Raw genomic sequence first — 21,247 nt, forward strand, 5'->3', positions numbered from 1 at the left:
TTCAGAGTCTGAAGTTTAGAGTTTTTTAAATATTATTTTAGAGTAAATCCACCTTCTTTACCAAATAAAGAGCAAATACCTTGCTTATATTGATAAAAAATTTTGGAACCCATGTTATCAAAACTACAATAATTGTAATACTACCTACTTGAGTAGTATTTCGTTTTCTAAGATTAGGTTTTCTTTTGTTTTGCTATTTTCTTCATCAACAATTCGATTAATTTCTTTAATTACCTCAAAAAAAACGGCCAATTTCTCAGCAGGAATTTGCTCTTGAATCATTTTATTGAAAATGATTACTCCTTCACGAGAAAAATTTCTCTTTTTGCGGCCTTCTTCGGTTAAAAATACTCTTACAAAACGCTTATCATCGGGGTCAATTTCACGGTAAATCCAGCCCTTTTCTTCCAACGTTTTTAGCATTCTGGTTAGGCTTCGGGGCTCCATTCCAATCGAAGGACCAATTTTTGTGGCAGGTGTACCTTTTTCTGAGTCAATATTTAGCAACACATAGCCAATCGCCATCGTCATATCGTTGGGATTCGCATAGGCATTGTACATTCTTGAAATTGAATGCCACGCCCATTTTATGTAGAAATCTATCGTTTTTTCCTTTTTCATTGGTGTTTTTTGCTTCGAACCTACACAAAAGTAACAAAAAAACAGTATGCAGGCATACTGTTCTGTGATTTTTTCTACTAAAACTTTATATTTTTACATGATTGCTATTCAATCTCAGCAATTTTGGTTTTTGCATTGAAAACATACGTTTTCTTCCCATTTGGTTGAAGGAAATTTACGAGATTAGTTTGGTCATCAAAAAGCTCCTGCATAATGTTATTGTAGAGGATATTTCCTTTAAAATCCTGTGCATTAGGTATTTCTACATAAACCCAAGTAGCATCACCTTCGGTTTCTTTTCCCAAGACAGTCATCGCTCTTTTTTGCTTTTGCGAAACCAAGATAGCAAAGTGCTGCTGCACGTATTTATTCAAGATGGCATCGCTATTATCATTCTTCCCTCCTACCATAACCTTCTGCCCATTATTGGCTTTTGTCAAGGCAGTTTCTAAATCATCAGTAAACATTCGGATACTTATCTCCAAGGATTTCTCTTTGGCGTTATACTGAATTTCGGTCAAAGAAGTATGAAAGGCGTGAGCAGCCCCCCCCATCGAAACGTCGAACCGCCCCGATGGGGGAGCTTTTTCTACTTTCCTAACGGAAAGTAGGTTTGTCAAAGCAAAAAATGCCAAAAATATCTTTATCATTTTAGAAAATCGTATAATAACTCCCCCATCGGGGGCAGGGGGGGCTATTTAAACAAAGCCTTAAAAGTATCATTAAACAAAACAAGCACCATCAACGTCAATAAGATGAATGTACCTACTTGTTGGGTGCGTTCCATGAATTTTTCTGATGGCTTGCGGCGTGTAATCATTTCGTAAAGTAATACTAAAACGTGTCCACCGTCGAGGGCAGGAATCGGCAAGGCATTCATAAAGGCCAAACCCATTGATAATAAACCAGTTAAACCCCAAAACCTTTCCCAATCCCATGACTTACCATACATTTGAGCCAAACCAACTGGGCCACTTACGGCATTTCCTGCCGAAATATGTCCTTTGAAGATTCTACCAAATCCTTGAATTTGATTCGGAATCACCGAAAGTGCATCTTTCGCTCCTGTGATGAATGACTCACCAAACGAAAGTGTGCGTTTGCTTGAAGTAAGGGTCATTTCTGAAGTAAAACCAATTGTTCCTTCTTCAGTTACTGTTGGATTTATTTTGACAGTTTGGTTTCCACGCTCAACGGTCAGCTCAACTTTTTTGCCAGCTTGTTTCTTGATTGCCGCTTGAAAATCTTGGAAACAAACAATCGGAGTGCTATCAATTTTTACAATTTTATCACCTTCTTTCAAACCTGCCGCTCCAGCGGGCATTCCATCAGCAATTTTACCCACTTTGAAAGGCAAAATTGGCTCCATGAAAGGTACTTTGCTGGCTACTTTATCAATCAAATCGTTTGGTACTGGAATCTCTTTTACTTCACCATTACGCTCAATCGTAAAGTTGGTATTTTCTTGCATCAATGCCGCACGCACATCGCCCGAAGATTCATAATCTTCACCATTTACTTTGATAATTTTATCGCCAGTTTTCAATCCAATTTCTTGTGCTAACGGGTGTGCATAATAGCCCAATTTGTTTACTTCTGCTTTCGAATAATATTCTTCACCCCAATAGTATTTTACGCCCCAGAAAATCAAGACTCCAAGGATAATATTCACAATAATTCCACCTAACATTACAAAAAGGCGTTGCCAAGCTGGTTTTGAGCGAAACTCGTAAGGTTCAGGCACAGCCGCAAGCTGCGAAGCGTCTTTGGTTTCATCAACCATTCCCGCAATGTCCACATAGCCACCCAACGGAAACCAACCTAAACCGTATTCAGTATCACCACTTTTCTTTTTCCACAAGGCAAAGTTTAATACATTGGGCAATGGAAAAAGGAAATCGAAGAAAATATAAAATTTATTAACTCTAATACCGAAAATACGAGCAAAAATAAAGTGTCCAAATTCGTGTAATCCGACCAAAATAGTCAATGCCAGCAAAAGCTGACCAATCATTGTTAAAATTGCCATTAGTTGACGTTGATTTGTTTGATTTGGTTTTAGCCTAAATCAGTTTTTTAATTATGAAAAATATAATATTTTTTTTTACTTCTCCTCCTTTTTTCAAGGAGGGAGAAGTTTCTCTTTACTAAACTTTACTCCAAAACCACCGTTCCTTCCAGATAATCGGCGGCGATATTTGGGTCATTAACTGACCACATTCCGATATATGAACGATAAGGAAACAAAAAACGATTGTCATTGACCGAAAAAAGGATCTTTTTTCGATATTCTTCTAGCGTCTCCATCCCATTTTGCAAACGCATTTCGTTGATTCTTTGTTCATCAACCTTATCAATTTGCCTAAAAACCCACTTATTTAGCTTCACTGCAAAGGGTTTTCCCTGCATTGCGAGCGATTCATCAGTTAAAATTTTGAATACGTGTCGGGCAAAAAACACATCATTACCATTGATTGTTGCCATGATGTGCGTAGCCGAATGCGGAGAAGTTTTGCCATTTCTTACGGCTGCCATCAAATAATTAGAAAAATTAATTGTCTGATTTTCAGGCGTTTGACGACGAATAACGGTATAGAATGGATATTGAATTATCGGCATTCCACCATCGCCACAGCCAATCGCATCTTCTCCTGGAAAGCCATATCTATCAAAAATATAATCAAGTTCGGTTGCATTTTGGCGGTCAATTTTCACAATAGTATCGGCAAAAGCCTCTGCCCCTCGTACCCTAAACCACTGGTCACGCTCAACTATTTTCGCCAATTTATCTTTTAATCCTTTGTTGATTTTCTGGTCAAATTCACGCTTTTTTGCCAAATATTCTTTCTCAAAATTACGCCAATTTGGGTCTTGCTGAATACCCATAAAAGCGGTTTCATCTTTAATAAAATCAAGACTTATACCTTTTCCTGCCACTTCAAGTAAATATTTGTAAGTATTGGTGGCATCGCCCAAATATGTAGCACAAACTGCGGCATTGAAATAATCTTTCATAAAGCCACGTGGTACTGCCGCAAAAGCTTGTTGGTAGTTTTCGAGAGCCGCTTTATAATTGGCATCAACCACCAATAATTCAGCTTTATTGATCAAAGGATGATAGACTTTTACAAAATTTACATCTTGTGCAACAGCAATCCGAACAAACAAACTGAGCAACAAGGCAAAAAATAACCTCATAGAAATAAGTAATTGATTCAAAAATGTTGCTTCCTGATTTTCTTTAACGAAACTACTTTCAAAATTAGCATAGTTTTAGCAAAAAGAACGAATTTTAGTGAAAACTTTGTTGTTTCTTAACAGACAAAAGCCCTGAGACACGAGACAATAGATATTAATTTTGACTAATGAATACTCAAAAATACGACATTATTATTATTGGTGGCGGGCCGATTGGCCTTGCGTGCGGACTTGAAGCCCAAAAAGCGGGTTTAAATTATTTGATTCTGGAGAAAGGATGTTTGGTCAATTCGCTTTATAATTATCCAGCAAATATGACCTTTTTCAGTACATCGGAACGGTTGGAAATTGGCGATGTGCCTTTTGTATCAAACAATGCGAAACCAACTCGTAGTGAAGCACTCGAGTATTACCGTCGAGTAGCGATTCATCGAAAACTCAATGTTCGGTTGTTTGAAGAAGTTTCGGAAGTGACAAAATCGGATGAAAACTATTTAGTGCAAACTCGCAAGAAAACGTATGAAGCTACGCACGTAGTGATTGCATCGGGTTTTTATGACATCCCACATAAAATGGGCGTAAAAGGCGAAGAATTGCCAAAAGTAACGCACTATTATACAGAACCACATTTTTATGCTTTTCAGAAGGTATTGGTAGTTGGAGCAAACAATTCGGCGGTTGATGCAGCTCTCGAAACTTGGCGAAAAGGTGCCGATGTAACGATGGTTATTAGAGGCGAGGGGGTGGGAGAACGAGTAAAATATTGGGCAAAACCCGATATTGAAAATCGAATTAAGGAAGGTTCGATAAAGGCTTATTTCAATTCGGAAGTAGAAGAAATTACCGAAGATTCGGTTATCGTAAAAACTCCTGAAGGTTTGGTTACAGTTGAAAACGATTGGGTGATTTCGATGACTGGCTACCAACCCAATCTTGATTTTTTAAGAAAAATAGGCATTCATCTTTCAGCCGATGAAATTATGAAACCGCAATACGACGAACACAGCATGGAGACAAATCTGCCAAATATTTATCTCGCAGGCGTAATTTGTGGCGGAATGAATACCCACAGTCTATTCATAGAGAATTCAAGAGTTCATGCTGAAAAAATTATTCAGAAGATAAAATCCAATTTTGAATGATAGATTGATTGAATAAAAAATATCATTTTTGATTTATACCGAAGTTATTTCTTAATTCATAAATCAACATTCCGAAAACCAATAAATATTCAAGTGTAACCAACCAAAGGTTTTCTCGATAGAGATTGGTCTGATAAGTGGCATAGCTGAGAAAAATAGTATATGACCAGACAATTGGATAACGGAAACTCGTAAAAATGGCAATCACCAAAAGATTGGTTACATACCACGGATGAACGGTGGTTGCCATTGCGAAATAAAGCGTCAGAATAGCCAACGCTCCTACAAACAGGTTTTTGCATTTCCACGAAATGAGAAGCACTCCTGAAAATGTCAAAAATGCCATGATTTTCCCCGCCGTTCCGATAATATTATAGCCGAAAATCTTGAAGCCAACGGCACGTACTAAATAATAAATGCTGGCATTAAACTCAAACTTTTGAAAGTAAAGATTTACACTCGAAAAGAGTTTTTCGATAAGCATTCGGTCGAGAAATGGCAGAAAAAACAATGTAGTAAATATTCCAACCAAAACGGCATAAGTAACTCCTTTTTCCCAACCCAATTGTCTGATAATCAAAGGAATAAAAATAAGTGGCAACATCTTTACACAGACCGCACATGCAAACAAAAAGCTACTGAACACTAACGATTTTCGGTTCTTTACTCCCACATAAAAAGCCAAAACCAAAAAGCACATTACTACTCCTTCAAAGTGCAAATTACCTGTTAGTTCGATGATGATTAAGGGGTTGAAGGCGTATAAAGCCATCCTTTTGACAGGGTTACATGATTCTATTTTTAGTTTCCCCTCCTTTTGAAGGAGGGGCGACCGACGCTTCGGTGGCAAAATTCTGACGAAGTCGAATTTTGACGGGGTGGTCTGTTCCAAGTGTGCATTTTTTAAAGCATCAATAGGCCCAAAACCACCCCGTCCGACTTTGTCAGGACACCCCTCCTTGAAAAAAGGAGGGGAAACTAAAACTCCCACCTCTGCCAAAAGAATAAATATTCTCAAAGCAATCACATTTCCAAATAAACTTCCTTGTGATAAAGCGGCCGAAGCGGCAAAAAAGAGCTGGTTGAGCGGCGGATAAACCGTGTAATAATTTGGAGAATTTAGTTTTTCAAAAATCGATTTGTCTGCGATAATTCTTTGAAAATCAACAGTTTGAATGAAGTCCTTAGGTAAAATCGTGTAAGGATTTATACCATTGAAAAGCAAACGACCATCCCACACAAAGCGGTAAAAATCATCGGATAAAGCAGGAACTGCAAACAACAAAAGCAAACGAAAAAAAACGCCCAAGAAGATTACTTCACGAGCGTTTTTGAATGTTTTTACCAAGAAAAAATATACAACAAAAAGTACTGAAAATAAGCTAATTAATTGCCCAAACGATTGGCGTGGCGTGAAATATCCGAGCCAAATTAGAAGGCATGAAAAAGCTAAGACTAATGATGTTTTCTTTATCACTTGTTATCAACACAATGACAATTTAGAAAATTGTCGTACAACTTATTTCAAAACCAAAGCTACTACTTTTGGCTGTACAATAGCAAATTCGGCTACTTTTCCAAGTCCCGAATAGCGAACTCTGAAACCTTTGTTTTCAAGAATGTGCATGGCATCTCGCAGAGTCATTCCACCTACATTTGGTAAATCTTTGCTATCATCATTGACTTTTTTCCACGTAATCGTGTTGCCATTTTTCGATGCTTTTACCCAACCTGCACTACTTGGAGCATTTTGTAAGCCCAATTCTTCTCCAACCGTACGAAAATCTTCAGCATAACCAGCTTGTTCTTGCATTTCGATTTTCTGAATATTCGATGGTTTATTTTTGGCAGGATGCAGAGCTACATCATACGCAAAAATCTTATCGGCAATGGTTCTAAAAACTGGTGCAGCCACATCACGGGCATAAAGATTTACACCTTGCGGCTCATCAATGATTACTGCACAACTATACTTTGGATTATCGGCTGGAAAAAAGCCAATAAATGCCGTATAATATTGGTTTTTCACGTAACCATTTTCACGCTTACGAGAAGTTCCTGTTTTTCCTGCTACTTTACAAAAACCAGTGTTGATATTCTGAGCCGTACCGTTTTCTACTACACCTTTCATCATTTCTTGGGCAAGTTTTGCTGTGCGTTCTGAGCAGATTGGCGTTGGGTCTTGGTTAGCTTCAAATTTTTCGATAATACGGTCGGCTTCACGTACTTCTTTAACTATCAACGGCTGTACCCAATGCCCATTATTAGCAATAGCGTTATAGAAAGTAAGCATTTGCAGCGGCGTAAGACGAGTTTCGTAGCCTATCGACATCCACGGAATAGTTGTATTACTGAAAGTCGAACTTTTACGATTTTTGATAATCGGTTCGGTTTCTCCTTTTAGCTGAAAACCTACGGGCTGGTCGAGTTTAAAGCGAGTTAGGTAAGAAACAAAATTATCAGCATTGTTAAAACCAAAGTGGTTTTTGACCAAATTATAGATGCCAATATTGCAAGAATGCTCAAAAACCTGTCTAACTGTCTGATTTCCGTGTTCTTCTGAGCAAGTCATTTCGGTTTTGTTGTGCATGATGCTCCCATCGCAGAAACCCGCATTATCATCTAAATCAAGTTTTGCTTTTTCGAGCAACGCTACCATTGTTGCGAGTTTGAAAGTCGAACCAGGGTCGGTTCCACCACGAACGGCATAGTTGAAATCTTCTAAATAAAATTTCTTGGTCGAATCCGAACCACCACGACGAGACAAGTTGGTAATTGCCTTGATTTCTCCCGTAGCAATTTCCATCACGATGGCCGAACCGTATTTGGCATTGGTACTGATAACTTGGTTACGTAAGGCACTTTCAACAATATCTTGATAATTTACATCAATGGTCGTAACGACATCTAAACCAGCTTCGGGGCGAACTTCTGGCGAATCGCTCACGGGCTTCCAAACTCCACCAGCCAAACGCTGAAAAAATCCAACGCCATTTCGGCCAGCCAAATAATTATTGAAACTAAACTCAATTCCAAAGTCTCCTTTGGTTTGGGTGTTGCGGTCGAGCTTTCCAATCGAACGCAAAGCCATATCATCAAAAGGCATCACCCGACGCTCCAATTGCTCAAATTTTCCGCCACCTTTCATTGGCCCTTCCTTGAAAAAATGAAACTTTTTAATTCTCTGACGTTCTTGATAATCAACCAAACGATTTCCCAGAGCAACAAAAATCAGTTTCTTCTCTTTTCGAGCATTTGAAATCAACTCTTTGTACTCAGCCGCCGAACGGTCTTGAAAGAAATTCGACAATGACATACTTAATGAGTCGATTTTTGCCTTAAAGTATTCAGGTTTTGCACGAGTCACGTCAATACCAACCCGATAACGTGGTACAGAAGTAGCCAACAAACTACGCCCATCGGCAGCAAAAATATTACCACGTTGAGCTTTGATTTCCATTGGTTTGCGTTGTACTTTCTCAACTTTGCCTATCCACTTTTTCTTCTGAAAAACCTGAATCACAAATATCTGAGCAGCTACCAATGAGCCAATCAAGAAAACTATTCCAAAAGTGACTTTAGCACGCCACTGGATTTCATCACGTATAGAGCGTTTTGGTGCCATGAGCTTTTGATTTACGATTGATGAATGACGATTGACGAATAATTTGAATAAAAAACACATCATCAAATGACGTTTTTAAATCATAACTCGTCAATCGTAACTCGTCAATCTTTTGATTATTTTACAACAATTTTTGTGGGAGGAGTAATGTTTTCTTCTAAACCATCATCAGTTAGCTTTTTAGCTATCTCAGATTGCTTGCTGGCAAACATATACTTTGATTTTTGCGAGATATAGGCCGCACGTTTTTCTTCCATGTCGTTGCGAGCTTTGTCGATTTTTTTGATAAAACCTTCGTAGCTATGCTGCACATAAATGTAGAAAATACCCAAAAATCCCAACCAGATGATTCGTCGGAGGGTTTCGGTAGGAAGTTCATCACCAAGTTCTAAGCGATTGGTAAGCCAAGTGTTGAGGCGGTCAAAGATGCCTGTTTTGCGGGGCGGCTTGGGAGCGGCCATAGTAACAGGCTCAGGACGGTCCCGAAAAGTATTCGTTGCCATTCCAGTAATGAGTTATAGGTTTATTATTAAAGCACGTTGATTGAGCTTTTGCTCAATAGCAAGACAAATTTATAAATTAGGTGGAAATAAAAGCGATATTTTATCAAAAATTTATTTTATGGGCATTGGTTCAGCAATTCTCAACTTTGCACTTCTGGCACGTGGGTTTCGCTCAACTTCTTCAGGTGTGGCTTCTACGGCTTTTCTCGTAACCGATTCGAGTGGTTTTTTATCATTCCCGAAAATATCTTTTTCTACTTCTCCGCTAAATTTTCCGCTACGAATAAAGTTTTTCACCAAACGGTCTTCGAGCGAATGATACGACATCACCACCAAACGACCTTCGGGAGCAAGCACTTCGGGGGTTTGTTTCAAAAAGTCTTCCAAAACTGCCATTTCTTCATTCACAACGATACGCAAGGCCTGAAAAACTTGGGCAAAATATTTGTTTTCTTTACCACGAGGAGCGAGTTTCTGCAAAATTCCTTTCAAATCATTAATCGTTTCGATTTTTCGGTTGAGTCGAGCCGTATAAATCGTTTGGGCGGCAGTTTTAGCATTTTTTATTTCGCCATACATTCCCAAAATCTTGTGTAATTCATCAATCGAATATTCATTGACAATATTTTTGGCCGAAATTGGTGCATTTTGATTCATACGCATATCCAGTTCGGCATCGTAGCGAGTCGAAAAACCACGCTCGGGCGTGTCTATTTGGTGCGAAGAAATGCCTAAATCGGCCAAAATTCCATCTACTTTTTTTACGCCGTACAAACGTAAATATTGCTTGATATTACGAAAGTTAGCTTCGATAAAAATCAAGTTTTTGTTCTCTATCAGTTTAGCTTGTTCTTTGGCATCGGCATCTTGGTCGAAGGCATAAAGTTTACCCGTTGTAAGTTGCTCCAAAATCGCTCTCGAATGTCCTCCACCACCGAAAGTGACATCTACATAAATGCCATCGGGTTTAATATTCAGACCTTCGAGACATTCTTTGAGCATTACGGGCGTGTGATAAACTGACATAAACTTTTTATATATTTACAATGTTGAAATGCAAAAGTACTAAAAAAATCAACGCTGGCAGGATCCTTCATGCAGCCAACGTATATCGAACCAAAGAAAACCTTATGAAAACACTTACCCAATTACCCTTCATCGTAGCCTTATTTTTCACTTTAAATGCCTGTAAAACCTCTAACGAGCCTAAAATCGGCACGTGGCGAGCGGTAATTCCAACAAAAGGCGGAGAATTACCTTTTAATTTTGATATTCAGAAAGAGGGCGATGCTTACGCCGTAACGATTCTGAACGGTGAAGAAAAACTAAAAATGGATAAATCATTCATCAAAAATGACTCGCTGCATATTCCAATCGAATTGTTCGATGCCGAAATTGTAGCAAAAGTTGAAGGTGAAAAAATGACTGGTTACTGGAAAAAAATGCGTTCGGATTTTAGCTTTTTACAAGGAGATTTTACGGCAGAATTTGGCAAAACCTATCGTTTTACTAACAAAACCGATAAACCAGAAACACTTTTAGCCCCAAAATATAGTGTACTTTTCCGCTCAGAAGATAAAAAGGATTCTACGGTTTCGGTTGGTTTGTTCTCGACCAAAGGAAATGAAGTAAGCGGAACGTTCTTAACCACAACGGGCGATTATCGCTATCTTTCGGGCAATATCATCGGCGATTCATTGAAACTTTCGTGCTTTGATGGTACACACTTATTTTTATTTAAAGCCAAAATTGACGGTGGAAAACTCACAGGCGGAAGTTTTTGGTCGAGTTTGAATAGTTTTGAATCTTGGGAAGGCGTAAAAGATGATAACGCCAAACTACCTGATGAAAAAACGCTCACTTATTTGAAAGATGGCTACAAAACCATTGATTTTACATTCCCAAACGAGCAAGGAAAAAAAGTTTCGTTGACTGATGAGCGTTATAAAGGAAAAGTAGTAGTAGTGCAAATCATGGGTTCTTGGTGTCCGAATTGTATGGATGAAAGTAAATTTTTAGCTCCGTGGTATGCTAAAAACAAGCAAAAAGGTGTTGAAATTATAGGTTTGGCCTACGAAAAAAGCACCGACCCAGCCTTTGCTTACCCAAAAATAAAACGCTTAAAAGAACGCTTTGGCATTGAATATGAAGTGCTTCTGGCAGGAACAAATGATAAAGCCGAAGCCTCAAAAACACTACCAATGCTCAACCACGTTTTGGGCTTTCCGACTACGATTTTCATTGATAAAAAAGGGCAAGTGCGTGAAATTCACACAGGATTTTCTGGTCCAGGAACAGGCCAATATTACGATGATTTCGTAAGTGATTTCAATCGTTTGGTCGATAAATTAGGTGCCGAATAAAACAATTTTGTTTTGGAGCAGTTATAGAAGTAAACAATTCATTTTTGGGGTGCTTATGACTGAAATCATTGTAGTAAACGAACAAGACGTAGAAATCGGAACTGGCGAAAAGCTTTGGGTACACCAACAAGGCTTGCTTCACCGTGCTTTTTCAATTTTGGTATTCAATGAAAATAATGAGTTGTTGATTCATCAACGAACTTCACACAAATACCATTCAGGCGACTTATGGACGAACACTTGTTGTGGACATCCTAACGCCAACGAAGAAATCAGTGCGGCTGCTCATCGCCGTTTGGGCGAAGAAATGGGATTTGATACAGATTTAGAGTTTCTTTATAAATTTCAGTACCGTGCCGAATTTGAGAATGGTTTAGTTGAAAATGAAATCGACAATGTTTTTGTGGGAACTTACAACGATTCGTTTGTGGCGAATTCCGAGGAAGTAGCTGACTATAAATGGGTTACGGTCGATGAGTTGCTCGACGATGTATCGAAAAAACCACAGAATTATACATTTTGGTTCAAAGAAATATTAAAGAGCGACGAATTCATGGCATTCGTCGCTTCTAATTTAGTATTGGTTTAAACACTACTAATTTTACCCTACAATCAAAAGATTTTCGTTCTCAGAAGTCTCTTTAAATATTTATTGTATTTTTGTGCTTTATCCATAGCCTTTATCTGCATGAAGAAGCACTTTTTTATTTATACTTTACTGCTAATCAGCACTATTTCGTTCGCTCAGAAGAAATCAAAAAAAGATTATTTAGTTACTTTAAAGACCAAATATGGTACAACACATTTAGTGTTGTTTGATGATACTCCACTTCACAAAGCCAATTTTATAAAGTTAGTTGAGCAAAAATTCTACGATAGCCTTCTCTTTCACCGCATCATTGATGGTTTTATGATTCAAGGTGGCGACCCAGAATCTAAAACAGCTAAAGCTAATCAACGTCTCGGTGGTGGTGGCGGAAATATGGAGCGTATTCCGTTTGAATTTAAGTCTAATCGTGTCCATAAAAAAGGTGCTTTAGCGGCCGCTCGTGATAATAATCCCGAAAAAAAATCAAGTGCATGTCAATTTTATATTGTGCAAGGCAAAAAAATGACTGATGAAGAAATTACGCAAGTTGCACAACGCAATGGAATGAATTATACAACTCAGCAACGTGCCGAGTACATGATTTTGGGCGGAACCCCTCGACTTGATAATGCCTATACAGTTTTCGGCGAAGCCATTGATAACCTTGATTTGATTGATACAATTGCCAAACAACCAAGAGACTCTGCCGACCGCCCAAAAGAAGATATAAAAATGAGCATGACGGTCAAGAAAATGCGTAAAAAGAAGATTACTAAGCAATTCGGATATAAATATTGACTTTCGATAATCCCATTTAGACTTCTCTTAAGTTGTGGAGAGTTTTAAAAAAATATAAAATGAAAAAAATTTTAATTACAGGCTCAAACGGTTTACTTGGTCAAAAACTCGTTGAATTACTGCTAAATACAAAAGACCTTCAAGTCGTTGCCACTGCTCGTGGCGAAAATCGTTTGCCGTTTTCTGAAGGCTACGAATACCTATCAATGGATATCACAAGCCGAGAACAAGTGCAAGAAGTTGTGGGGAACGTTAAGCCAAACGTGATTATTCATACCGCTGCCATGACCAATGTTGACCAATGCGAGAGTGAAAAAGATACCTGTTGGGCTCAGAATGTAAGTTCAGTCGAATATTTAATTGAGGCTTGCTCAAAAATTGATTGTTTCTTGCTCCATGTTTCTACTGATTTTATTTTCGATGGAAAATCTGGCCCTTACAAAGAAGATGCAGAAGCAAATCCGATAAGTTTTTATGGTTGGAGTAAATACGCCGCCGAAAAACTGGTTACGAATAGTAATATCCGTTGGGGAATTGCCCGCACAGTTTTGGTATATGGTATTGCTCACGATATGAGTCGCACGAATATTATTTTGTGGGTGAAAAAGTCATTGGAAGATGGAAAAAACATTAAGGTCGTAACTGACCAGTGGCGAACACCTACCTTGGCCGAAGATTTAGCAAAAGGTTGTGCCTTGATTGCCGAACAGGAAGCCGAAGGCATTTTCAATATTTCGGGAAAAGATTTCTTGACACCCTACGAAATGGCAATCATGACAGCCGATTATTTCAAACTCGATAAATCGCTCATTTCACAAGCTGATTCTACAACATTTTCACAACCAGCAAAACGCCCACCAAGAACAGGCTTTGACCTTTCAAAATCTCGTGAAGTACTTGGTTATGAACCAGTTAGCTTTAAGGAAGGAATTGAGGTTTTAGCGGGGCAGATTAGTAAATAAGATTTTCTCAACCGACCCTATTTATAATTTATGGAAATCAATAAATACGCATCATTCACCGATGAACAGCTTCTTGAAAAGCAACGTAAGAATAAAAACACTTCCAATTTACTTGTGGCCTTATTTATTCTTGTATTTATATTGCTATGTTTTTCTTTTGGATATTATATCGGAGCTGATGCTGCAACGGAAGGGAATGGAAAGTTCCATGGTACACCTTTTCTTTTTCCTCTTTTTTTCCTTGTACTTCTCTATTTTACGACTAAAAAAGACCGAAAAGAAATTGACGAAGAAATCAAGAAAAGAAACTCATAAAGAATGCAGTAAATGCGATAAATAAATGTGGCACACCTGTTGAAGTGTGCCACATTTTCTTTCTATAAATAAAACTTCTTCCAGCGGATATATTCATCGACCACATCCAAAACCATATAGCGGATGGGTTTTCCTGCCTTGATTGAGTTTCGGATAAATGTTGCTGAAATATCAAGCAATGGAGCCTCAACAAATTTTACCTTTGGGTGAGTTTTGAAATTATGCTCGGCCGTATTTGGTCTTGGATAAACATACAATTCGTAATATTCCAGAATCTTGTCGTAGTTTTTCCAGTTTTCAAACTGCACCAAATTATCCTCACCCATGATGAGCTTAAACTCATGATTTGGGTGGCGTTCGGATAATTTCGTTAATGTATCAATCGTATAACTTGGTTTGGGCATCGAAAACTCAACGTCGCTGGCTTTTAGTTTATAATTGTCCGAAATGGCTTTTTCGACCATCGTCAGTCGGTCGAATTCGTGCAGCAAACTTTTGTTTTTCTTGAATGGGTTTTGCGGCGAAACAATAAACCAAACCTGCTCCAAATCGGTGCAATTGGCCATTGTATTTGCAATAATCAAATGTCCAACGTGAATGGGGTTAAACGAACCAAAAAACAAACCTATTTTCACACTTCCAATGGTTTTTGGGTAATCACTAATTCGTCTTTCGTAAATTTCTCGTATAAATCTTCTGCTTTTTGCCAAGAATGTTCGATGTCATCATTCAATAAAATCACATCAAATTTATTCTGAAATTCCATTTCAAACTTCATTTTGTAGATTCGGCGAGAGATACTATCTTCATCATCCGTACCTCTCGAACGCAAGCGTCGCTCTAATTCTTCCATCGAAGGCACTTTTACGTAAATGGCTAAAGCATTATCTCCAAAATACTTTTTTAGATTCATTCCGCCTTTTACATCTACATCAAAAATCACATTTTTGCCTTCATCCCAAAGTCGTTCGATTTCGGTTTTTAGTGTTCCATAATAGGCTCCTGGATACACCTCTTGCCATTCGACAAATTCATCACGGTCGATTCTTTCTTTGAAATCATGAATATCCAAGAAATAATAATCTTTGCCGTTTTCTTCGTTGCGTCCACGTTTGTCACGTGTGCAAGCCGAAATCGAAAATCCGAGATTAGAATATTTGCCAAGTAGATGTTTGACAATGGTGGTTTTGCCCGAGCCAGATGGGGCACAAAATATGATTGCTTTACCTTTCATGGGAAGTTTCTCGCTTCGCTTTAAAAACGAGGCACATCTTCAGAGATGTGCCTCGTTTGATTTTATTAAAAAAGCCATCAAATTTTAAATTTGACGGCCGAATATTTTTGCAAAGATACTAAAATCAACAACTAAATAAGATATGATAGAGTTTTACTTCGATAAATATAAATCCCAGCAACAAAAGTGCTAAACCTATTTTTGTTCTAATATCAACGATTATCGACTGTGGGCAGCATTTTTTTTCTACTTTCGACTGCATCGCTTCCTTCACGCTTTTCTCCAACTTGTATGTTTCGATACAGGGCATACAAGCATCCATGTTCTGTTTGAAGTGTTCCACTTCCTCAGCCGATGCAGAACCGTCAAGAACGGCCTGTATCATCTTCATGCACTTCTGATGATTTTCACACTGATACTTCATTGATTTAATAATTATAGGAACAGTAATTTTATTTTGTTTACTTTAGTTTGTAAAGTATTTTCTCTTGACATTCGACTATTCAAGCAAAAATTATTTGGCTGAAGAATCTACCTTACCAAGCTTTTGAACAAATGGACAACAGTAATCTTTCAAAATTTGTTCATTTGTATGAGTTTATCTATTAAAATTCTTCTTCTTCGCTCTCCAATTCTTCGGTTTTGTAGCCCATTGAAGTAGCATATCCTTTCAATTTTTCTTTCAAAAGGTTTCTGGCACGGTGCAATCTCGAACGAACAGTCCCGATTGGAATATCCAAGATTTTCGCCATTTCTTCATACGTAAATCCCTCAATATCACATAGAATGATAACAGTTCTGAAATCAACGGGCAAGCTATTTAAGGCATTGGCAACTTCGTCGCCAATCATATCTTGCACAGTTTCAGTACGCAAGTCGGTTGTGGCATCCATTTCGGCATCTTCTGTCGAATTGTAGGTTGTCTCAACGTCTTGGTAATCTACCTTCGATGGTTCTTTGCTTTTCTTACGATAATCGTTGATAAAGCTGTTTTTCAAAATTCTGAACAACCATGCTTTTGCATTAGTTCCTCTCTCAAATGAATTGATAAAACGGAATGCTTTCAGATAGGTATCTTGTACCAAATCATTGGCATCATCTTCATCATTTGTGAGGCGAAAGGCAAAGTTGTACATCGAGTCTATGTGTGGCATAAACTCTTTATCAAAAACGGCGTATTTTTCTTTCTCCGAATACCGAGCTTCTACTTCTACAATGTCTTCTTCTTCTTCCATAGACTTTTAATTATAGTCGGGCAAAATTACGATTTTTACACCAAGATTAAAACGATTTGTCAGAATACCAAGATTGATTTTTTAAGTTTCCTGAAAAACACTTTTTTAATCTCGATAAATGGCTTTGATAATGCAGGAATTCTTTTCTGATGTATATACGACAAAGAAAAGAAGAATAGCTTTCGTCAGAAAATATTATTTGTGCGAAACGACTGATTTTGAGGATAAAAGGAGAGTTTTGGTCAACTGTCCAAAGATTTTTAATTTAATAGGCTTTATTTTCTTTCTGTGGACCGAAAACTGTATTTTTTTTCTCTATTTTCTATTATCGCCACCTTCCATCATGCTCAGATAGCTAAAATAGCGACTTTGGGCTATCCGTTCTTCCATAACGGCCTCTTTTACAGCACAATTTGGTTCGTCGAGGTGCATACAGTTATGAAAACGGCATTCTCTCATTATTTCCAAAATCTCGGGAAAATAATGCCCAATTTCTTCTTTTTCCATATCGGCAAGCCCTAATTCCTTGATTCCAGGTGAATCAATGATGAAAGTTTCGGGTGCAATTTCAAACATTTCGGCAAAGGTTGTAGTATGCACACCTTTATTAGCAAATGTTGAAACCTGCGAAGTGCGTAAATCTAAATCAGGAGCGATGGCATTGACCAAAGTAGATTTTCCGACGCCTGAATGTCCCGAAATTAGCGAAACTTTCCCTTTTAAGATATTAAAGAATTCATCAACCCCAACACCGTCTGTGGCAGAAGTAAAAATACATTTATAATTGAGGCTTTCGTAGAGGTCAGCTAACTCTTTTTGGTATTCGATTTGCTCTTCGTTCAACAAATCTAACTTATTAAAAACCAAGACCGTAGGAATACGAAACGATTCAGCCGCTACTAAAAAACGGTCGATAAACCCAAGTGAAGTGCGAGGAAAATCGAGCGTCGCAATCAGCACCGCTTGGTCGAGATTAGTTGCCAATAAATGACCGTGAGCCGTTTTATGTACCGACTGACGAATGATGTAATTTTCACGAGGAAGAATATCACTGATGATGCCCGTATTTCGCACTTCATCTTCTATTTCGTAAACAACTTTATCGCCAACAGCAATCGGGTTAGTCACTTTCAAACCCTTGATTTTGAACTTCCCTTTTAGCCGACACTGCATAATAGTCCCTTCATTGGAACGAACATCGTACCAAGAACCCGTCGAACGCATCACTAATCCAATGTTTTGGCTCAAAATTTGATAGAGTTAAAATGTAAAAAACTATTCTTATCTTAAAATAGACTTAAAGGCGAATTTCTATATAAAAATTATCCGTTAGATAATTTTTATATGAATAATTATATTTTTTCTTTTTAAGAAAATAATTTGATATAATTATTCCTGTATTTTCCCTAATTTTGTTGTTGGATAAGGTATCAAGCGATAATATTTACCGTAAAATAAATTTTTAAGTAATTTTTAAGCGTTTGTTGCAACAAATATTAAGTTTTTTCCGTTATTTAGTTGTTCAAAAACACCAAAAAAAGACACACTTTAAACAAATACGACAATGAAGAAAGGAGTATTATTCGGATTAGCCGCTGTTGCTGTTGGAGTTGTAGTTTATTCTTTAAACAAAAAAGGAAAACTAACAATACCATTCAAGCCAACCACAAAATAATTCAGTCACAATGAATTGTAGCCATAAAAGCCGCCAATTTGCCGACATTCTGAATTTTTAGCACCACACATTATTTCTAAGAGAAAAAAATGTCGGGTGCTTTTTTTTGTGCTACAAACCAACTTTGAAACGTCCAATTTGGACGTTCCTACGAATTCTTCTGATACTCTGCTTTCAATTTCTCCTTTTCGATTGGTACCACGCCCACATATTCACACACAAGTCCGCCTCCTAAGTTTGACATTTCAGCAATTGCTTTCGGCGAAAGTTTCAGAGCTAAACACATAGCCGCAATGCTCACTACAGTATCGCCCGCCCCCGAAACATCGGTAATACTACGTAAGTGTGCCGCAACATGGTGCGTTTCATTGGCAAAGTCTATAAAAACTCCATTTTCGGATAAAGTCAAAAATACGCCGTTCACGCCCAAAGTTTGTTTGGCTGAAGCAACTGCTGCTCTTACTTCGTCTAAATTTTTGGCATTAAAATCAATTTTTAAACCTTCTTTTAACTCTTTCAGATTTGGCTTAAAAATATCAGTTCCTTGATAATGCAGAAAATTACGTTTCTTAGGGTCAACGATTGTCGGAATACCTTTCGACTTCGCAAAGCTAACGATTGACTGAATACTTTCTGCATCTAAAGCACCTTTATCGTAATCTTCAAAGATAATCACATCGCACGATTCAGCCAAAATTTTTGCTTTTTCTATGAGTTGCGAACGCTCACCGGCATTGATAAGGCCGTCCATTTCTGAATCAATCCTCACAACATGCTGCGAACCTGCCAAAACACGTTGCTTCACAGTCGTAATACGGTCGTTGCTTCTGATGATACCTTCGGTCGGTAAATCATTATCTGTCAACAATTTAACCAAATCATTTGCATCCGAATCATTACCAACAACGGTACATAAAATAGCAGTTCCACCCAATGATTTGATATTCATTGCCACATTTCCTGCTCCGCCCAAACGAATTTCTTTACGTTTTACATTTACAACGGGAATCGGAGCTTCGGGCGAAATACGCTCAACTTTTCCAAAAATATACGAATCTATCATCACATCGCCCACAATCAATACTCTGAGTTGAGCGAAGGCATCAAAAATTTGGTTTGCTTGCACGAGTTTAAAATATTTTTCATGGAAGACTTCGCTTAGAGCGAGTGTCGCCCAGCAAAGCCTTCTGTTTTCATTCGGGTACAAAACTACGGATTTTAGAATGATTTTTTTAAGAATTAATACATTTTGGCTCGGAGATTGCGTTATTTGCAAAGCGACTTGTATGATTATTCTTAAAAATAAAATAGATTTTATGCGTAAGGCTATCCTATTCTTACTATCCTCTTATTTATACTTTTCTCCAAATGAGCTTTTTGCTCAATCAATGGAGCAACTCGGTTCGGCACTTAATACCGAATTTAATGAATTAAATCCTGTGATTTCACCCGATGGAAAAACATTGTATTTTGTGCGTGTGAGCCACCCATCAAATAATTATGGTGCAAAGGGAAGTCAAGATGTATGGTATTCTGAAAATAGAGATGGTTCTTGGACTATTGCTCGAAGAATGCCCAATAGCATCAATAAAGACCAATATAACGACCTTTTTAGTATTACTCCTGATGGAAATACGATTCTGATTTCGGGGGTTTATAATGGTGGTCGCCGTGAAAACGAAGCTGGACTTTCGACATGCAAGAAAACAAAAACTGGTTGGAGTGAGCCACAAAAAGTAATTATTCCGAAATTTGATGATATGTGTAAAGGTCAATTTCTGACGGCTTGCTTATCAAATGATGGAAAAACACTGATTTTGGCTTTCAGTGAAAAGAGAAACAGCAAACAAGATGATTTGTATGTGAGCTTTCTGGGGAAAGATGGCAAATGGACAAAACCCGAAAGTCTCGGCGATAATATTAATACTGGAGATACCGAAACTACACCATTTTTGGCATCGGATAATTATACGCTTTATTTTGCAACCGACCGCAAAGGCGGATTAGGTGGCACTGATATTTGGGTATCGAAACGCTTGGATAGAAGTTGGAGAAAATGGTCAAAACCCATCAACATGGGCGATAAAGTAAATAGCGATGCCAACGAACTTTCATACACCATTTCGGCTTCGGGCGAATATGCGTATATGAGTACCAAGAAAAACTCTGTCGGCAAAGGTGATTTAGTACGTTTCAAACTTCGTGAAGAGAAGAAGGTTGAGCCAACTGTAGCGGGCGTACAAACTTCAAATAATCGAGTTGAAGAACAAAAAAGTTTAACCGAAGGAAAAAGCCCTGTAAATACTGACACAACTGCCCCAACACCCGTTGTAATGATTAGCGGCAAGGTAGTTGACCAAAAAACAGGTCGCCCGATTGAAGCAAAAATTGTTTATCAAGACTTAGCCGATGGAGAAGAACTCGGCGAAGCTTACACTAACCCAGCCACTGGTGAATACAAAATCGTATTGCCTTACGGAAAGAAATATTCGTACCACGCCATAGCCAAAGATTTTATTGCGATTGGAAAAAACATTGACCTCACGGAAATAAAAGAGTTTAAGGAAATCAATGGTGATGACCTCAAGTTGGTGGCCATAAAAGAAGGTGAAAAAGTACCTCTCAACAACATTTTCTTTGAATATGCTAAAGCTACGCTACGTTCGGAGTCGTTTCCCGAATTAGACCGTATTGCTGAAACCTTGAAGTCGAACGTAAATCTGACGATTGAGATTCAAGGACATACCGATAATGTGGGTTCAAACGAAAGTAACTTAAAACTCTCACAAGACCGTGCCGAATCGGTTCGTACTTATTTGTTATCGAAGAAACTTCCTGCCAATAGAGTTACGAGTGTAGGTTTTGGTGAAACTCGCCCAATTGCTACCAACGACACCGAAGAAGGCAAAGCCCAAAACCGCCGTGTGGAGTTTGTGATTGTTAAGAAGTAATAAAGTTTTACAGTTTACAGTAGGCAGTAGGCAGTC

The 21,247-nt window shown here is 38.1% G+C and carries 21 protein-coding genes; 7 read left to right on the top strand and 14 right to left on the bottom strand.

The features are described from left to right. Positions 1-144 precede the first annotated feature (144 nt). From ABR854_RS21055 to ABR854_RS21070, 4 genes are all read right to left on the bottom strand, one after another. On the bottom strand, positions 145-621 hold the full coding sequence (locus ABR854_RS21055; RefSeq protein ID WP_064197703.1) for a MarR family winged helix-turn-helix transcriptional regulator: 477 nt from the start codon (positions 619-621) through the stop codon (positions 145-147). A gap of 104 nt (positions 622-725) precedes the next feature. After that, entirely contained in the window at positions 726-1,271 is a 546-nt protein-coding gene (locus ABR854_RS21060; protein WP_350267826.1) for a DUF6702 family protein, read from the bottom strand. A 44-nt stretch (positions 1,272-1,315) separates the two neighbouring features. Continuing rightward, a complete protein-coding gene (rseP, locus tag ABR854_RS21065) occupies positions 1,316-2,650 on the bottom strand; it encodes an RIP metalloprotease RseP (protein ID WP_350267827.1) in 1,335 nt (444 codons plus the stop codon). Positions 2,651-2,775: 125 nt separating this feature from the next. Further along, entirely contained in the window at positions 2,776-3,819 is a 1,044-nt protein-coding gene (locus ABR854_RS21070) for a hypothetical protein (protein ID WP_350267828.1), read from the bottom strand. Between the two features lie 167 nt (positions 3,820-3,986). Between ABR854_RS21070 and ABR854_RS21075 the strand changes: the two genes are divergently transcribed. Beyond that, positions 3,987-4,961, top strand: a complete 975-nt coding sequence (locus ABR854_RS21075; RefSeq protein WP_350267829.1) for a YpdA family putative bacillithiol disulfide reductase — start codon at positions 3,987-3,989, stop codon at positions 4,959-4,961. A 22-nt stretch (positions 4,962-4,983) separates the two neighbouring features. Here ABR854_RS21075 and ABR854_RS21080 read toward each other — a convergent pair whose 3' ends face one another. The 4 genes from ABR854_RS21080 to rsmH all read right to left on the bottom strand — a co-directional run bounded on the left by ABR854_RS21080 (position 4,984) and on the right by rsmH (position 10,115). Beyond that, positions 4,984-6,438, bottom strand: coding sequence for an MptA/MptB family glycosyltransferase (locus ABR854_RS21080; RefSeq protein ID WP_350267830.1), 1,455 nt, complete (start codon positions 6,436-6,438; stop codon positions 4,984-4,986). Positions 6,439-6,480: 42 nt separating this feature from the next. Beyond that, on the bottom strand, positions 6,481-8,586 hold the full coding sequence (locus ABR854_RS21085) for a penicillin-binding transpeptidase domain-containing protein (RefSeq protein ID WP_350267831.1): 2,106 nt from the start codon (positions 8,584-8,586) through the stop codon (positions 6,481-6,483). A gap of 116 nt (positions 8,587-8,702) precedes the next feature. Further along, positions 8,703-9,089, bottom strand: a complete 387-nt coding sequence (locus ABR854_RS21090; protein ID WP_350267832.1) for an FtsL-like putative cell division protein — start codon at positions 9,087-9,089, stop codon at positions 8,703-8,705. Positions 9,090-9,200: 111 nt separating this feature from the next. Then, on the bottom strand, positions 9,201-10,115 hold the full coding sequence (gene rsmH, locus ABR854_RS21095) for a 16S rRNA (cytosine(1402)-N(4))-methyltransferase RsmH (protein ID WP_350267833.1): 915 nt from the start codon (positions 10,113-10,115) through the stop codon (positions 9,201-9,203). A gap of 104 nt (positions 10,116-10,219) precedes the next feature. Here rsmH and ABR854_RS21100 point away from each other — a divergent pair, with 104 nt between their 5' ends. The 5 genes from ABR854_RS21100 (at position 10,220) to ABR854_RS21120 (ending at position 14,116) form a co-directional block, all read left to right on the top strand. Further along, on the top strand, positions 10,220-11,452 hold the full coding sequence (locus ABR854_RS21100) for a TlpA disulfide reductase family protein (RefSeq protein ID WP_350267834.1): 1,233 nt from the start codon (positions 10,220-10,222) through the stop codon (positions 11,450-11,452). A 55-nt stretch (positions 11,453-11,507) separates the two neighbouring features. After that, on the top strand, positions 11,508-12,041 hold the full coding sequence (idi, locus tag ABR854_RS21105) for an isopentenyl-diphosphate Delta-isomerase (protein ID WP_350267835.1): 534 nt from the start codon (positions 11,508-11,510) through the stop codon (positions 12,039-12,041). Between the two features lie 99 nt (positions 12,042-12,140). Then, positions 12,141-12,839: a peptidylprolyl isomerase gene (locus ABR854_RS21110; protein ID WP_350267836.1), complete on the top strand. Its 699-nt coding sequence runs from the start codon at positions 12,141-12,143 to the stop codon at positions 12,837-12,839. A 59-nt stretch (positions 12,840-12,898) separates the two neighbouring features. Then, positions 12,899-13,801, top strand: coding sequence for an SDR family oxidoreductase (locus ABR854_RS21115; protein WP_350267837.1), 903 nt, complete (start codon positions 12,899-12,901; stop codon positions 13,799-13,801). 30 nt (positions 13,802-13,831) lie between these two features. Beyond that, positions 13,832-14,116, top strand: coding sequence for a hypothetical protein (locus tag ABR854_RS21120; RefSeq protein WP_350267838.1), 285 nt, complete (start codon positions 13,832-13,834; stop codon positions 14,114-14,116). 62 nt (positions 14,117-14,178) lie between these two features. Here the strand turns inward: ABR854_RS21120 and nadD are convergent, their stop codons facing one another. From nadD to ABR854_RS21150, 6 genes are all read right to left on the bottom strand, one after another. Beyond that, on the bottom strand, positions 14,179-14,751 hold the full coding sequence (gene nadD / locus ABR854_RS21125) for a nicotinate (nicotinamide) nucleotide adenylyltransferase (RefSeq protein ID WP_350267839.1): 573 nt from the start codon (positions 14,749-14,751) through the stop codon (positions 14,179-14,181). After that, positions 14,748-15,350: a guanylate kinase gene (gene gmk / locus ABR854_RS21130; protein WP_188770500.1), complete on the bottom strand. Its 603-nt coding sequence runs from the start codon at positions 15,348-15,350 to the stop codon at positions 14,748-14,750. Before gmk ends, nadD begins: the two co-directional genes overlap by 4 nt. A 124-nt stretch (positions 15,351-15,474) precedes the next feature. Beyond that, positions 15,475-15,774 (bottom strand): hypothetical protein, encoded by a 300-nt coding sequence (locus ABR854_RS21135; protein ID WP_350267840.1) that lies wholly within the window; start codon positions 15,772-15,774, stop codon positions 15,475-15,477. A gap of 181 nt (positions 15,775-15,955) precedes the next feature. Then, positions 15,956-16,585: a sigma-70 family RNA polymerase sigma factor gene (locus tag ABR854_RS21140; protein WP_350267841.1), complete on the bottom strand. Its 630-nt coding sequence runs from the start codon at positions 16,583-16,585 to the stop codon at positions 15,956-15,958. A gap of 315 nt (positions 16,586-16,900) precedes the next feature. Next, positions 16,901-17,809, bottom strand: coding sequence for a ribosome small subunit-dependent GTPase A (gene rsgA, locus ABR854_RS21145; protein ID WP_350267903.1), 909 nt, complete (start codon positions 17,807-17,809; stop codon positions 16,901-16,903). A gap of 599 nt (positions 17,810-18,408) precedes the next feature. Then, entirely contained in the window at positions 18,409-19,386 is a 978-nt protein-coding gene (locus ABR854_RS21150) for a bifunctional heptose 7-phosphate kinase/heptose 1-phosphate adenyltransferase (protein WP_350267904.1), read from the bottom strand. Between the two features lie 160 nt (positions 19,387-19,546). On the opposite strand from ABR854_RS21150, the gene ABR854_RS21155 reads away from it, so the two are divergent. Next, complete coding sequence (locus ABR854_RS21155; protein ID WP_350267842.1) at positions 19,547-21,211, top strand: OmpA family protein; 1,665 nt, start codon at positions 19,547-19,549, stop codon at positions 21,209-21,211. Positions 21,212-21,247 lie beyond the last annotated feature (36 nt).

The sequence above is a fragment of the Emticicia sp. W12TSBA100-4 genome, from assembly GCF_040253585.1.
Classification (GTDB): domain Bacteria; phylum Bacteroidota; class Bacteroidia; order Cytophagales; family Spirosomataceae; genus Emticicia.